12 protein-coding genes and 3 tRNA genes are annotated in these 12,521 nt (G+C 44.3%); 7 read left to right on the top strand and 8 right to left on the bottom strand.

Going from position 1 to position 12,521, the window contains the following annotated elements; all coding sequences use genetic code 11:
- The first annotated feature begins 548 nt into the window (after window positions 1-548).
- The 3 genes from ACJJI8_RS01215 (at window position 549) to ACJJI8_RS01205 (ending at window position 3,006) form a co-directional block, all read left to right on the top strand.
- Window positions 549-1,100 carry a putative adhesin gene (locus ACJJI8_RS01215; protein ID WP_444934003.1) on the top strand — a complete coding sequence of 184 codons (552 nt, stop codon included), beginning with the start codon at window positions 549-551 and terminating at the stop codon, window positions 1,098-1,100.
- A 556-nt stretch (window positions 1,101-1,656) separates the two neighbouring features.
- Complete coding sequence (locus tag ACJJI8_RS01210; RefSeq protein WP_444934002.1) at window positions 1,657-2,571, top strand: zinc metalloprotease; 915 nt, start codon at window positions 1,657-1,659, stop codon at window positions 2,569-2,571.
- A gap of 33 nt (window positions 2,572-2,604) precedes the next feature.
- Window positions 2,605-3,006: a hypothetical protein gene (locus ACJJI8_RS01205; protein ID WP_444934001.1), complete on the top strand. Its 402-nt coding sequence runs from the start codon at window positions 2,605-2,607 to the stop codon at window positions 3,004-3,006.
- A gap of 78 nt (window positions 3,007-3,084) precedes the next feature.
- Here ACJJI8_RS01205 and ACJJI8_RS01200 read toward each other — a convergent pair whose 3' ends face one another.
- The 4 genes from ACJJI8_RS01200 to ACJJI8_RS01185 form a co-directional block, all read right to left on the bottom strand.
- The gene (locus ACJJI8_RS01200) at window positions 3,085-3,948 is read right to left on the bottom strand and encodes a DUF4396 domain-containing protein (RefSeq protein ID WP_444934000.1); all 864 of its coding nucleotides are present in this window, start codon (window positions 3,946-3,948) and stop codon (window positions 3,085-3,087) included.
- 38 nt (window positions 3,949-3,986) lie between these two features.
- On the bottom strand, window positions 3,987-4,586 hold the full coding sequence (locus tag ACJJI8_RS01195) for a class I SAM-dependent methyltransferase (protein ID WP_444933999.1): 600 nt from the start codon (window positions 4,584-4,586) through the stop codon (window positions 3,987-3,989).
- A 364-nt stretch (window positions 4,587-4,950) separates the two neighbouring features.
- A complete protein-coding gene (locus ACJJI8_RS01190; protein WP_444933998.1) occupies window positions 4,951-5,964 on the bottom strand; it encodes a Vgb family protein in 1,014 nt (337 codons plus the stop codon).
- A 261-nt stretch (window positions 5,965-6,225) separates the two neighbouring features.
- Window positions 6,226-7,176, bottom strand: coding sequence for an IS5 family transposase (locus ACJJI8_RS01185; protein WP_444932661.1), 951 nt, complete (start codon window positions 7,174-7,176; stop codon window positions 6,226-6,228).
- Window positions 7,177-7,556: 380 nt separating this feature from the next.
- Here ACJJI8_RS01185 and ACJJI8_RS01180 point away from each other — a divergent pair, with 380 nt between their 5' ends.
- Window positions 7,557-8,738 (top strand): MFS transporter, encoded by a 1,182-nt coding sequence (locus ACJJI8_RS01180; protein WP_444933997.1) that lies wholly within the window; start codon window positions 7,557-7,559, stop codon window positions 8,736-8,738.
- Between the two features lie 197 nt (window positions 8,739-8,935).
- A tRNA-Cys gene (locus ACJJI8_RS01175) sits at window positions 8,936-9,010 on the top strand.
- Window positions 9,011-9,091: 81 nt separating this feature from the next.
- Here the strand turns inward: ACJJI8_RS01175 and ACJJI8_RS01170 are convergent.
- Window positions 9,092-9,652 (bottom strand): disulfide bond formation protein B, encoded by a 561-nt coding sequence (locus ACJJI8_RS01170; RefSeq protein ID WP_444933996.1) that lies wholly within the window; start codon window positions 9,650-9,652, stop codon window positions 9,092-9,094.
- 10 nt (window positions 9,653-9,662) lie between these two features.
- The gene (locus ACJJI8_RS01165) at window positions 9,663-9,815 is read right to left on the bottom strand and encodes a DUF5993 family protein (RefSeq protein WP_444935135.1); all 153 of its coding nucleotides are present in this window, start codon (window positions 9,813-9,815) and stop codon (window positions 9,663-9,665) included.
- Between the two features lie 431 nt (window positions 9,816-10,246).
- Between ACJJI8_RS01165 and ACJJI8_RS01160 the strand changes: the two genes are divergently transcribed.
- Window positions 10,247-10,954, top strand: coding sequence for a SapC family protein (locus ACJJI8_RS01160; protein WP_444907459.1), 708 nt, complete (start codon window positions 10,247-10,249; stop codon window positions 10,952-10,954).
- Between the two features lie 139 nt (window positions 10,955-11,093).
- Entirely contained in the window at window positions 11,094-12,176 is a 1,083-nt protein-coding gene (locus tag ACJJI8_RS01155; protein ID WP_444933995.1) for a sulfite exporter TauE/SafE family protein, read from the top strand.
- Between the two features lie 119 nt (window positions 12,177-12,295).
- Here ACJJI8_RS01155 and ACJJI8_RS01150 read toward each other — a convergent pair.
- Window positions 12,296-12,370: transfer RNA gene (locus tag ACJJI8_RS01150), tRNA-Gln, on the bottom strand.
- A 39-nt stretch (window positions 12,371-12,409) separates the two neighbouring features.
- Window positions 12,410-12,486, bottom strand: a tRNA-Met gene (locus ACJJI8_RS01145).
- Window positions 12,487-12,521: the final 35 nt, after the last annotated feature.

Below are 12,521 nucleotides of genomic sequence, written 5' to 3'. Positions count from 1 at the left end.
CTCTTCCTAGAGCAATGATGAGGGGTGGCATGCCCTACACCTCTAACTTTAGTCAAGAAAAATTGAACAAAGAGTTTGCTAGGTGTGCTTGACTATATGATGGTTGTAACAGGTAAAAATATTGTCTTTTATGTGTGATAGAACTTTTTGTCGTGCAAAATTTAGTCTCAGTTTCGAAGGTTACATAACCATTTTTTTGTGAGGTTTTTCATTTAGCTTAAATCCTTTTACTCCTAGTTTGAAATGTGGATGAAAAATTCCTTAATTGAGATTTTGTGGTTTTTTTGGGTTTTGTATGACGCTTGTTTCGCAGTCCATAGTTTTTTTACTTGTCTTGATTACGGTTTTGCTCGAATGAGAGGGTGGTAATGAGGATTGGATTTTAGTCGCTTACATAGATTTTATTTTCGTTGATCTAATTTTATTTATCTGCAACCATTAAAAGCAGGTGGGTTTTATTTGAAAAGAATAATCTTAAATTTGTGACCGCATCTTGATGGTGTGGTCAAAAAAATAGATTCTCCAACCTTTGATCGATAAGGAATGTGATGAAAACTGTTCACTTTGGAAAAGTAATAATTCATAAAAAAGAACAAGCCAGTGGTAATGAGGCGATCCTTTACGCACATGGTTCATTTGATAACGGCTCTTTTGGTAAGACTGAATTGCCAGAGAATTTGGCTCTATACTTCTACTCATTTCATGGTTCGGCGTCTTCTGATCATGCAGTCAGGAGTTTGACAAAAACAGGTAAGCCTGCCAATGAGGAAAATAGTAAAGAAAAATTTGGAACTTTAGAGTTCCTAAATATGGGGTCAGGAAAAGTTCACTCGATAGCTGGTGGTGGTGCGAGTATTTATAATTATAATCTCTCATATAATGAAAAAAGCCCTGGTCATGTGGATAATATTAAGAAGGCTTGGCAAAGTGGTCTTCATGATCATGATTTGATTTTGGTTGAAGAGGGGGCCCATATTCATTTAGATGATGTTCTAAAAGTCATTACTGAAAATAAGCTAGGTTATAACAAGCTTCACTTTACCGCCTGCCGCTCGCCGAGCAGCGGAAATGATCTTAGCTCTCAAAAACAGTGGGGCTAATTCAGAGTAGAGTGTTCACTCTAGTTTAAAAGCTGCAAAATTTATAAAGGCCACTTACCTCCATGACCACAGGAGGTGAGTGGCCTTTGTTGTTTGTGATTGGCCTTTTGAGTTAGATACTCTAGTGATTGGAATGTCTTTTTATTATCAACCCCAGTTGGTGCGAGCTATTTTTGCGATGATGTATCATAAAAAATGTAATTGTCCGCTTTATTGAAATAAAATTCGGTATTTTTTTGTTGGAATTTTACCTATCAGTAATTTCAGGGTTCGCGAATTTTCATTCGTATTTTTAAGTGAGTTGCACCCTGTTTTTTTCGTGAAAAAATTTCATATGTAACTAATTTCATGGAGAAATGTATCTACATTTTGTTTTTTTGAGTTTTTATTTTTTTAGATTTAAATTTTTCTTGTTGAACGTTACGCCTTATTAAAGAGTTTGATGTCATTATCATCAATTTAAGAATTGGTGCTATTGACAAAAGTTTATGGAAGCGTGGAAAGTTGGCGGGCTCTTATGGGAGTGTAAATAAATAATAAAATTAAGGCTTAGGTTATGAGAAAGACTGTTTCCAATATCTCGATAAAAACTGCTCTATCATTGTGCGTACTTGCGTCATCAACTATAGGTTTTGCTCAAAGTGTTTCTTCGGTTGAGGCTGCCAACAATGGTGTTGGGCTAAAGCGCTGCGGTACAGACCACCCATCAATTCAGGAAGCCGCATTAAAAGAGCAGCATTTTTCTACTCTGCGTGGTGTATCAAGTGATAGAAGTGTGGCGCACACATTACGCCCCGCAGGTTCTGTAGAAGTTGATGTTTACTTTCATGTAATTACTGACACTGCTAATAATGGAGCGCTTTCTAATAGTGAGATTAATGCGCAAATGGATGTATTGAATGATGCTTACGCAAATACTCCATTTACCTTTAATTTAGTTTCAGCCACTGTTACAGCAAATAATTCTTGGTATAACGTTGGTTACAATTCTTCGGCTGAGCAGTCAATGAAATCTTCCTTACGAGTTGGCGATGCCGGGGATTTGAATATCTATGTAGCTGAAATTAGTGATGGCCTACTTGGGTGGGCTACATTCCCAAGTAGTTACTCCTCTGATCCACTTGATGATGGCGTGGTAATTTTAACTGGTTCTGTGCCTGGAGGTGATGCTGCGCCCTACAATGAGGGGGATACCTTAACTCACGAGGTTGGCCACTGGTTGGGTCTATATCACACGTTCCAAGGTGGATGTTTTGGCCGGGGAGACTACGTCTCAGATACCCCTGCGGAGAGATCGGCTGCTTATGGCTGCCCTGTTGGTCGGGATACCTGTACCAGGGGAAGAAATGCTGAAGGAGAAGATCCGGTAACTAACTTTATGGATTATACTGACGATAGCTGTATGTACGAGTTCACTGAAGGTCAAGCCACTCGCGCGGATGAACAAAGCGCGACTTATCGTGGTCTTTAATTGTTAAGGGGGGCTTGCCCCCCTTCTTTAATTATGAATAAAGAACATTATTTATTTTTAGTGCTGAGCTTATTTGTTTTGGCTAGCCCGAATATTTTGGCTCAAAGGCTAGCTGTTCCAGAGTACGTGACCTGTGATCGAAACCAATTAACTTCATGGCAAGGGGAGATTACAAAACTTGTGCGGGTGAAAGATGGAGTTAAGCTTTGGGTTGCTACTGACCATGGAACAAATGAGTTTCTAAACCTGACTATGCCAAATTGGAAGGAGGTTCTCGGGCAGTTCCGCATCCATGGCCGTTCTTTTCATTCCAGCGATTGGGAAAAACTCATTGATACTAAGGGGAAGCTTAAGGTTGGCATAAAAGCGATTGTTTGGTTATGTAATACTGAAGGAGTAAGCCCGGTAATCAATTGGCAACCAGCCTCAGAATGAAATCTTACTATAGGCGGAGAAAGAAATTTTTTGAATCTTATGCTTAAGCGATTATTTTGAGTGCATAAAGTTCTGAGATCAAAAGTATATTGGTGTGATTTTATCTGTGACATAAATTGCAAGAAAAAGAGCTATAAAAGTGCCCGCTATCCATATACTCGATTCCACTAAAGATAAAGAATGCATTTCCATTTTAGGCGTTTCTGCTTGTGAATTACCATAGGTGTGCGGTACTGAATTTGGGGCGCATTCATGGGGGCAATGACCAAGATTGGGCGCGACTCCATCTTTTCTTGGGAGGGTCATACAGCCATGTTTTAAGTGATTTTTTACCAGCCAATAGTTAATAGGGTAAGCAATGATACCCCCAACAATGGTTGCCAAGCTCATACGAAACCAAAAGGTAGCATTTGTTGGGTCTTCAGAGTGTGGCCATATGGAAGTCAGTATCACCATAGCGGGTATCATTCCAGCCATAACCATATTCATCGATACAGTTTCAGCAAAGAAAGTTTTACCCACTGCTTTTAAGTAGTTTCCCTGATACATACTTCGCATCATCAATGCCTGAAAAATAAACAAACCACAAACAAAGCCAGCCAAGTACTCAATTATGGAGTCCCATCCATTGGTGAGGCCCAGTGTGGGTACAATAGATGCTGCGATAAGGATCCCAGTTGCATCACCTGCTAGACAGTGCATTTCGCTATTTACACTTTGCTTCCATGTGGCCCTAGTGAATTGATCGTGGCCGCCAGGAAAAGGACGGCGACAGGTGAGTAGGTAGAAGATTAAGCCGATAACACCGGTATAAAGAATTACTAATACCCAAGCCAGGCGCTGAACCCAGCTGGTTGGCGCATTAGTGATTGAGTCCCAAATAACAAAAACTAGGCTGAGACTGGTAAGAATAAACCAAACAAGCATTGCTCCGGTTAACATATAGGCTATCCATGATTTAGGGGGCGGGGTCTAAATAATTATATCTTCTGAGCAATCAAGTAGGCGTGTAATTCTGACGGTTGATCGTACTCCAGATGTCTACAAATACAACCAGATGAAATAAGGAGTTGTACAAATTTATTTGTGCCTAAGGTGGAGTAATATAATTCCGGTCCCATCGCATCATTCGTATGATAGTCCTCTTTATCTGTTCCACCAAAGGAAAATATTAGAACGCCTTCCTTGTTTAAGTAAGACGCTAGATTCCTTATTGTTTCCTCTTGTTTTTCAATTGGTATATGCCAGATGCTATCCCACGCACTTATAAAGTCATATTTTCTTGTGGCTTTCCACTTACATATATCCTCTAGATAGAAGTTGACATTAGGGTGCTTATCCCTGGCGATCTCTATCATTTTCTCAGAAACATCAATTCCCTCGGGAGAAAATCCTTCAGTTAGCAGAAGCTCGATATGCCTTCCTGTGCAGCCACACCCTACATCTAGTGCGGAGCCTCTATTTTTTACAAAGCCAAGTGCCCGCTTATACTGGCTAATACCGTTGTTCCTGTTGAACTCTTTACGTTCCCATAGATGTGTGATGGTATCGTATGCTATCCCGGTTTGTTTCGGTTCCATAATTGTAAATTCTGTTTATGAGTTTTATTTAATGATTGCTGCACGCTTTTTGTTTTGTAGATTCGTTAGAGTTTGATTTATTTGAGGCGAATACTTCAACACCTATAATTATAACGGTCGCCACGAGTATCCACACGAGCCACTTCATGCCATTTTAAGCTAGTGTAACTTGTAGTGGGTTGCCAATAAGGTAATCCATCAATGGTTGCCTCATTAGGGCGCCGTGAATGGCTGTTAGTAGAGCTGAAAAAATTAGAATTCTAAATGGAAGTCTGTATTTGAATAGTTTGTCCTGTATCAGGATATATAGAACTATTGCAGTGACGCCATACATCGATTGATATCAATAGAGCTATATATACTTCTATTTTGGTATTCCCTGGTCGATAAACCCAGAATCAACACCAAACCAAAAACTTCCATCCATATTGTTAAAATACATATATCTTATATTTCCACCACTTGGAACTGGGGTCTTGCTTGTAAATTTCTCTTTTTCTGTGTTAAAGGCAAAAATGATATTTGGAATCTCTCCAGTATCAGCGAGCCAAAGTTGGTTATTGTTGTCCAGTGCTGTTCCGTAGGGGCGTGGATTCTTACTGGGTAGCTTCCACTCTTTAAACTCCTTGGTCGTCGGAGTATAACGCCCCAAATAGCCTTCTGGATAATCAACGTACCAAATATTGCCGGTAGGATCGATTTCCAGTCTGCGAGGGCGAGCATTTGGGCGTGGCAGGTTAACCTCATTTATGGTCATGGTTTTTGCGTCTACGCGAGCTAACTTATTGGTGCCGAATAGCGCTATCCAGGGGTTTCCCTGGGCATCAATCTTAATACCATAGGGGCGGGCATTAGGGGTTGTTGGGGTGACACTTAGAACTTTGCCACTCTGTACATTTAGCAGGCCTATGCGGTTACTTTGCTGGGCTGTGAACCAGATATTTCCCTCTCGATTGAAGGCTAGCGTATGTGGGTCTTTGATACCTTCAGGCATTGGATATTGTTTAATTTGTCCATTATTGGTGTCTAATCGCCCAATATGCGCATTTCGATTACCTGCATACCAAACAATATCGTTTGAATCCACAATCAGGTTATGAGGGTGAGTGCCTTCAGGTATTTCATACTGCTTAAACTCTTCAGAGGTCGGTGTAAACTTTCCGATGTAGTTACCCGCTTGTCCACAGAACCAGACATTACCTTTACTGTCTACATGCGGGTCTCTGGGGAGTCCCTTCCAGGGCACCTTCCATTCGTTTAATTTAAGTTTGTCAGGTAAGTTATCTTCTTGAGCAGCGGCGTTCGTCAGTAGAAAAGAGAGTGTGGTAAGTAGCATGACTAAGGTGAGATGATAAATTCGCCAGGAATGAATACGCATTTTTCTCTCCAAGATTTGTCTATGTCGGTAATTAGTCATGCTGTGGTGTAAGGCGCCTAGACATGTAGCAGTTAAAGCATAGGTGAATTAAGGTTATAATTGTCTGACTCTAGGGACCCTCTGATCAACGAAGCATTTTTCTAGAATTAAGCTACACTGCTTGAAAAATTCACTTTATTACGCTCAAACGCGTAATTTTCGCGTAATAGTCCCCTAATTTTTCATCTGAAATCCTCAATAGGCGGATTTCAGGCGCCCCCCCTAGGTAGCCAAGTATTTTCTCCCTATTAATAAGTTGGTAAAGCCTGCCAGTAAGCACAGCCTCTCAGTATTTTTTACCAGTCCCCGATAGCGGACCTTGTCATAACCAAATACCTGTTTGATGTAGCGGAAGGGGTGCTCGACCTTCGCTCTTATCTGCGCCTTGATCTTTTCCGCTTTACGGAGTGCATCACGCCCTGGAAGAGTTTTTAGCTTGCTCGGCTTCATTGCTATATACCAATCCGCCTCCCGCTCTTTCAACTCTTCACGTTTCTCCGCACCAATGTACCCAGAGTCTCCCCAGATTCTTTTCTCCTCCCCGTGGAGAACTCGCTCTGTGGTTGTGACATCATGCGAATTCGCTGCTGTTGTATCTATGCTATGTATTACTCCGAGCACATCATCAACCCCGATATGCATTTTCATCCCAAAATGCCATTGATTGCCTTTCTTTGTTTGATGCATTTCCGGATCACGTTCTTTCTTTTCATTCTTAGTTGAAGTTGGCGCAGAGATAATAGTGGCATCTACAATCGTGCCTTCACGCAGTACCATGCCATTCTCAGCAAGATGTTTGTTGATTTCATCAAAAAGAGCTGCACCTAGCTGATTGAGCTCCAGTAAGTGGCGAAAGTTAAGAATCGTTGTTTCATCGGGAATTGGGCTACTCAAAGTCAATCCAGCAAAACTACGCATGGATTCAATTTCATACAGTGCATCTTCCATAGCGGGATCACTGAGATTGTAAAATAGCTGCATGCAATGAATACGAAGCATGACACTCAATGGATATGGCTGTCGGCCACGTTTGCCTTGTGGGTAACAAGGAGTGATCTGAGCTTCTAGTCGCTGCCATGGGATGAGGATTTCCATTTGAGAAAGAAACTTCTCTCGCCGAGTTATACGGCGCTTTAGCTTATATTCTGCTTCGGCAAAGGTGACTTGGTGCATGATTCATCGTAGTCTTGATGGGTAGGTGAATATTACCAAATTGACTCAGAATTATTCAGAGGTTCCCTAGTTATTATATATAGTGGACTAAGCGTCTTAGCCTCATTAAAAATACATGGTTAGCGGGAATTTATACACAAGTAGATTGCTTGCTACTTTGCCAATTGGTACTTCTTATGCACCGATTTTACAGGCGGTTGAGCAAGCTATTGGAAAGTGTTATCACTATTTAATGATATTATCAGTATTTATTTACATGAGCCGCAATATTCTCAATGAAAAGAGATATTTATCGGTACTATTTATATGATTTTACAGTTGGATATTGAGGGCGTATATTGAGGGCGTATATTGCGGGCCTTAGCTATAGGAGGTCATTTATGCTACAACGTCTTCGCCGGCCTGAAATTCTTTTGCTTATTCTGGCAGCTTCGATGCCGCTCTCATTTGCTGTTTGGAATACGCTACTTAATAACTTTGTCATTGAAAAGGCAGCATTTACCGGTGCAGATATTGGTTTGTTGCAAAGTGTGCGTGAGATACCTGGCTTTTTAGCCTTTCTAGTAGTCTTTGTTTTGCTTTTTGTTAGGGAGCAGAGGCTGGCGATAATTTCCCTGGTAGCAACTGGCCTTGGAGTGATGCTAACGGGACTGTATCCATCATTGACCGGGTTGTTACTCACTACACTTTTAATGTCTACCGGATTTCATTTTTATGAGACCTTGCAGACGTCCCTGGCACTCCAGTGGTTCCCCAAACAAACAGCAGCAGTTTGGATGGGACGCATGGCTGCCGCAGGTTCCTTTGCTGCGCTTCTGGCTTATGGTTTGGTGTGGGGTTTAATGAACTTCGCAGATTTGGATTATTCCTGGGTTTATCTAATTGGTGGTGGCGCGACCATTGTCATTGCTTTAGGTGCCTGGGTCCTTTTCCCTCAGTTTGCTCAGCCCCACAGCCAGCATAAGAAGCTTATTCTGCGAAAACGCTATTGGCTCTATTATGCGCTCACGATGATGAGTGGGGCTCGCAGGCAAATCTTTATAGTATTCGCTGGTTTTTTGATGGTGGAGAAATTTGGATACAGCGTGGGGGAGATTGCTGCTCTCTATACGGTAAACCATTTACTTAATTTGTATATCGCACCGAAGATCGGACAGTTTATCGTTCGGTTTGGCGAGCGCCGTATCCTCACTTTGGAATATATTGGCCTGATACTGGTATTTGCGGGTTATGCGCTGGTAGAAAGTGCTGCGCTGGCAGCGGCATTATATATTGTTGACCATTTATTCTTTTCTATGGCAATTGCGATTAAAACCTACTTCCAGAAGATAGTCGACGAGCGGGATATCGCGGCTTCGGCTGGAGTCAGCTTTACTATTAATCATATTGCCGCAGTAGTTATCCCTGTAGTATTTGGCTTGCTGTGGCTTGTCTCTCCGCCTATGGTATTCTTTGCGGGGTCTTTAATGGCCTTAATTTCTCTTGGGTTGGCACAGCTGGTTCCAGAGCAGCCGTTGCCCGGTAATGAGATTAGGGTTGGGCAGTATTCTGGGGCTACCTAGAAAGAGTTGAAATGGAGTTTTTGTTCCATTATCCTTGGCGGCAACTTGAACAAGACAATTTACTATGAAATACGCGCAAGAACTTCTTTCTATATGTTGCTGCCAGGCAACCTGCGTGCTTCTGTAAATTTATTCGGAAGCGTTTTTTGCTTCCGGAGAGTCAAAGAACCCGGAGCGGAAGCGCCGGGTTTTTTTATGGCCAGGTGGCAGAGAGGAAATGCGACGGTCTGCAACACCGTTTTTCACCGGTTCGAATCCGGTCCTGGCCTCCATCTATTCTGTTGATCTATGGATATATGCTTGGCAAGCTGTCTTTTGTATAGCCATACCCCTTTTCTTTTCTCAGCTTGCTTTTAAATTCCGTCGATAGCGCCAAAGAGCCAATAGTTGTCTGGATTATCCGGGCAGACAGTAGGTCCACACTCTGCGAAAGTTATAAATATATTAAGTGCGGTAATTGAAAATGCAGTTACTATGGCCATTTTTCCGAGAGCTCCCTGATCGCGGAAACTGATAAATATGGGTTTTCCATATTGCTTATCAAATGCACCGATAATCGCGATGCCAATAATTGTCATATAGAAGATAATTAGTGCCCAGGTGTAATAGTGATATCCCATTAATGGATCGCCATAACCTGGTGTTCCGGGAATAACATGTAGGCTGACTTGGCGCAGTGCGGTAGCGGCACCAAATAGCGCTGAGAATGTTGCCAAGCTGTAGTGTAGAGGGCGGTTGCCATAGAGTACATTTAGCATCAGGCCAAATAAGACTCCTGTGAGCCCAATTCGTTGAAGTAAACAGAGAGGGCAGGGCATTTCTCCATTCACTAATTGAAAGTACTCTGCGGCGACGAGTACGGCACATACGGCGAGTATGCCCAGTGCATTAAGCTCGCGAAATGTTTGCCCCATTCACCCTCCTCTATAAGGCTAAGTTGAGATTGTCACCGGTGTGATAGCCCAGCCAGGCGATGCTTGATATCAAGGCAAAAATGAATGTTGCGGTTGCTAGGGTGTGGTAATTCTTCACGGCTAGAGCCATTGCAAGGAGATAGAAGAGAAATAGTAGGCTCATCATAATGAGGCGCCCCTCGGTTTTTGCATCGAACTCACTCCAACCACTTCTTCAATCGTATAAAAAAGCACCACTTGTTACGATAGCTGTAGAGGTGGGGGAGGGGTGATACAGGTAATGCGCTACCTGTCAGGGTAGGCTAACTAATACTCGATTCGTTGATTTTGAAGGTTGCCGGGTCATTTTAAGGGGGGAGCAGTGAATTTAATTGGTTCGACAGTCTTGAATTGTGTGAATTTAACCAAATAAATTTGTCTTTAGGTTGTTGTTGGTGGACTTTGTTTGCCAGTTGGGCTTCTTCCCTGTTTAATGCTGGCTTTGGTTTCCGGCGACTGTCGGGAAGCACTTGTCATCGTAGATGCGTAGAAGAGTGGTACGTTAGGGTATCTCTGAAAATTTAGTAACTATAAAAGTAGCTAGGAGTTGTACTTATGGCACAGATCAAAGCTTTGGATAAAAAGGCACATGCCAACCTGAAACTCACCCAGGACATTACTTTTGACCATGTAAGCGGTAATCACATTTTGCCGCTGGTGGTTCAGGAAATCGTACAGGCAGCCCAGAGCTACCCGATCCTGTTCGTTAAAGACCAGAATACTGACCAGTTTAAAGTTGTGGCGCTTACTGGTCTGCGCCCCGGTGAAAACCTGTTCTCTGGCGCTGATGGCTGGAATGGCAGCTACATTCCAGTGCAAGTGCGCACTTACCCGTTTGTTTTGGTGAAGAATCCAGACAACGCTGATCAGGCTGTTCTTTGCATCGACGAAGACTCCAAGATGCTGAGCGACTCTGAAGGTGAAGCGCTGTTTGATGGGGAAGGCGAGCAAACTGACTTCCTGAAGAATCGTGCTCAGGCAGTGGTTGAAACTGCACAGCGTGTTGCAGTGACTGAGTCTTTTATCGAGTTCCTGGTCTCCAAGGACTTGCTGACCCAGAAGAAGCTGACTCTCCGTGTTAGCGAAGATGACAAGCCTTACGATCTGACAGGTTTCTTTGTTATCGATGAAGAGAAGCTTAACAAGCTGTCTGATGAAGACTTCCTGGAACTGCGTAAACGTGGCGCGCTGCCGGCAATCTACGCCTCTATGATGTCCTCTATGCAGGTTCAAAACCTGATTCGCAAGAAGCGCTTGAACTAATCGCGCTTTGCCCGGCAGCTGCGGCTGTCGGGCGACCCTCCTGACTGGAATAGGCGAGTTCGCCAAATCTTGTCTTGATCCCACCTCACACTCGTACCACTATTGTCTCCCTCTGACGCTTTAGCTCACAAATAATAAAATGAAAAATGTGGCGCGATTCTCTCTTCGCTATTGGTTCGCTTGGTTGGTTCTGTTTTACGGTGTTTGGTTGTTCCTGATTTTACAGGGCGAGAACCTGGCCCTGGCGCTCGAGCATTGGTCCATGGCGCTGGCGATGGCGCTGGGTAGCTATGCCGCAGGTTCTACGCCGATGGGCGGCGGGACAGTTGGGTTTCCCGTGCTGGTGCTGTTTTTTGATATGCCGGCAAGCCTGGGTCGCGACTTTAGTTTTGCGGTTCAGTCGATAGGGATGGTCAGCGCCAGTTTGTTTATTCTCTGCCGACGCCAGCAGCTGGCTTGGTCGATGTTGCGGGGGGCGCTGCTTGGCTCCCTATTGGCGACTCCCGCCGGTATCCTGCTGTTTGCCCCTCTGATACCCGAACTCTGGGTGAAACTCTCCTTTGCCGTTCTCTGGGGCAGTTTTGGCATTTTCCATCTGTATCGCCTCAGCGAAATTACTGATTGTGAGCACGCGGGGGACCCCCGGTGCCCGACTGATTTTCGTGTCGGCTTGCTATTGGGTGCTTTTGCCGGCTTTTGCGTGGTGGCAGTTACCGGTGTGGGTGTGGACATGCTGGTGTATGCGGCTCTTGTGCTATTGAGCAGGGTGGATCTCAAGGTGGCGATCCCTACATCCGTGGTGATCATGGCATTTTGCTCGGTACTCGGAGTAATAGTGAAGTCGCTGGCGGGAGATTGGCAGCCTGGGGTGTTTGGGAATTGGCTGGCGGCAGCACCGGTAGTGGCCCTGGGGGCGCCTCTGGGCGTTTTTGTCGTTAGCTTGCTGGGACGCAAGCCGACCCTATTGATTGTGGCCTTCCTGTGCGTTGTGCAGCTTGTGTGGACCTGTATATCCGAGAGTGAGGCTATGAAGGGATATGGCGGCCCGCTAGTGCTGCTGGCATTGCTGTGCTGCCTGGCGGGTTTCGAGTGGCTGCGGGCACTGGGTTTGCGCAGGGAGCAAGTGCGAATGCCTGCAGCAACTTCAGGTACTACTGCCCTTGAGCCCGATAGAGCCGGAGTGACGGTTGTGGAAGCGAATGATGTGGTGCTGCCGGAGTAGTTGATTTTTGGATTGTGTTCGCCGGATGAACTCTGGCGAACTATTCGCAGAATCAGATAAAAAACGGTTGGGCTTTTGATTGCTGCCCAGACTTGGGCCTGCTAGATAATTTGGGAAGATGGCTGGGGCGGAAGGATTCGAACCTTCGCATGACGGGATCAAAACCCGCTGCCTTACCGCTTGGCTACGCCCCAGTTTCAAGTTTCACAAAGAATAGTCTCTATGATTTGAAATGGTAGCAAGGGGGAGACTCGAACTCCCGACCTCAGCATTATGAGTGCTGCGCTCTAACCGGCTGAGCTACCTTGCCATTTCTTTTGTTGTCTCGGCTGTCCCGAGGGCGCG

It is taken from the genome of Microbulbifer maximicatervae (SeqCode), assembly GCF_052467695.1.
This window is presented reverse-complemented; position numbering and strand designations above follow the sequence as displayed.

Bases quoted from the DNA above. Each gene is read 5' to 3' on its own strand.
- ACJJI8_RS01215 (WP_444934003.1), top strand. From the start codon at position 549: ATGAAAACTGTTCACTTTGGAAAAGTAATAATTCATAAAAAAGAACAA.
- ACJJI8_RS01210 (WP_444934002.1), top strand. From the start codon at position 1,657: ATGAGAAAGACTGTTTCCAATATCTCGATAAAAACTGCTCTATCATTG.
- ACJJI8_RS01205 (WP_444934001.1), top strand. From the start codon at position 2,605: ATGAATAAAGAACATTATTTATTTTTAGTGCTGAGCTTATTTGTTTTG.
- ACJJI8_RS01200 (WP_444934000.1), bottom strand. From the start codon at position 3,948: ATGTTAACCGGAGCAATGCTTGTTTGGTTTATTCTTACCAGTCTCAGC.
- ACJJI8_RS01195 (WP_444933999.1), bottom strand. From the start codon at position 4,586: ATGGAACCGAAACAAACCGGGATAGCATACGATACCATCACACATCTA.
- ACJJI8_RS01190 (WP_444933998.1), bottom strand. From the start codon at position 5,964: ATGCGTATTCATTCCTGGCGAATTTATCATCTCACCTTAGTCATGCTA.
- ACJJI8_RS01185 (WP_444932661.1), bottom strand. From the start codon at position 7,176: ATGCACCAAGTCACCTTTGCCGAAGCAGAATATAAGCTAAAGCGCCGT.
- ACJJI8_RS01180 (WP_444933997.1), top strand. From the start codon at position 7,557: ATGCTACAACGTCTTCGCCGGCCTGAAATTCTTTTGCTTATTCTGGCA.
- ACJJI8_RS01170 (WP_444933996.1), bottom strand. From the start codon at position 9,652: ATGGGGCAAACATTTCGCGAGCTTAATGCACTGGGCATACTCGCCGTA.
- ACJJI8_RS01165 (WP_444935135.1), bottom strand. From the start codon at position 9,815: ATGAGCCTACTATTTCTCTTCTATCTCCTTGCAATGGCTCTAGCCGTG.
- ACJJI8_RS01160 (WP_444907459.1), top strand. From the start codon at position 10,247: ATGGCACAGATCAAAGCTTTGGATAAAAAGGCACATGCCAACCTGAAA.
- ACJJI8_RS01155 (WP_444933995.1), top strand. From the start codon at position 11,094: ATGAAAAATGTGGCGCGATTCTCTCTTCGCTATTGGTTCGCTTGGTTG.